This is a genomic window from Streptococcus sp. 3874 (genome assembly GCF_013276425.1).
Classification (GTDB): Bacteria; Bacillota; Bacilli; order Lactobacillales; family Streptococcaceae; genus Streptococcus; species Streptococcus pseudopneumoniae.
Genome location: NZ_VMLA01000141.1, coordinates 1 through 984 on the forward strand (window position 1 = coordinate 1; position 984 = coordinate 984).

Annotated in this window: 2 protein-coding genes; one reads left to right on the forward strand and one right to left on the reverse strand. The window is 29.8% G+C overall.

Annotated elements, in window-relative coordinates:
- Positions 1 to 502: restriction endonuclease subunit S (locus HT703_RS11085; RefSeq protein ID WP_054393278.1), on the forward strand; the 502-nt coding region annotated here is incomplete at its 5' end.
- On the opposite strand, the gene HT703_RS11090 is transcribed toward HT703_RS11085, so the two are convergent.
- On the reverse strand, positions 462 to 984 hold a 523-nt coding region (locus HT703_RS11090; RefSeq protein WP_240148736.1), incomplete at its 5' end, for a restriction endonuclease subunit S. The genes HT703_RS11085 and HT703_RS11090 overlap by 41 nt on opposite strands.

The following is a 984-nucleotide window of genomic DNA, read 5'->3' on the forward strand; positions in this document are numbered from 1 at the left end:
CTCTTATTATCTGAATAACATTAAAATTGAAATAGATTTTCCAAGAAGATCAACTTGGTTGCTAGCTCCTTTAGAAAAAATTGTAACAACTATTTCAGCTAAGCCTTATCAAATAAAACAGTCTGAAATTGTAAAAGAGGGCAAGATTCCAGTAGTTAGTCAATCTAAAATATTAGTTGAAGGATTTTCTAATAATTTTTCTAAGATTCTAGACTATAAAACAAACGTTGTAATATTTGGTGACCATACAAGAAATCTTAAGATTATAGACTTCCCTTTTGTTGTTGGTGCAGACGGAGTAAAAATTCTGTCTCCAATTTGCTTATCTGCAAAATTTTTAAAATACCACTTAGACTATACGCTATTATTTGTTAGGAACAGGGGCTATGCTCGACATTATTCGTATCTAAAATCTAAAATAATAGGTATTCCTTCAGTTTTAGAACAAAAGAGAATTGTCGCTAAAATTGATTTACTTTTTCAAAAAGTTTCTCAGCTTTAGTAATTATTAATTTTTGTGTACGTATACCTGGAAAATTAATTATAGTTTGAGAAAATCTAGTTTTGTTTAATATAGGAATAGTGGTAGATGATGTATTGTTCTTGAATTGTTTTTGCATAAAATCAGACTGTATAGCTAAAAGTAAAAATTTTGAGTTGACAAAATTAAATACTTCTATGCCATGCATTTGTTGATTGAACGCTCCATCAACACGAACAATCCCAGCAATTCCAATATTTCCAATACCATTTATTAAAATAGAACCTGCTTTTATTTTTCTGGATTTTGTATTTCCTAGAACCGATAAATATTCAGTTGCATTGTATAGTTCTCCTTGTAATAAATCAGCAGGTTTATAGAATGGTATTTCGCCGCCGTAGTTTTCAGGGCTATTTTTAGATGGCGTGTTACCAGTACTAATTATTCCTATATAATTTAATGTTGTCTGTACCCAATTCATAGGTATCTTCCCATAATAAGAG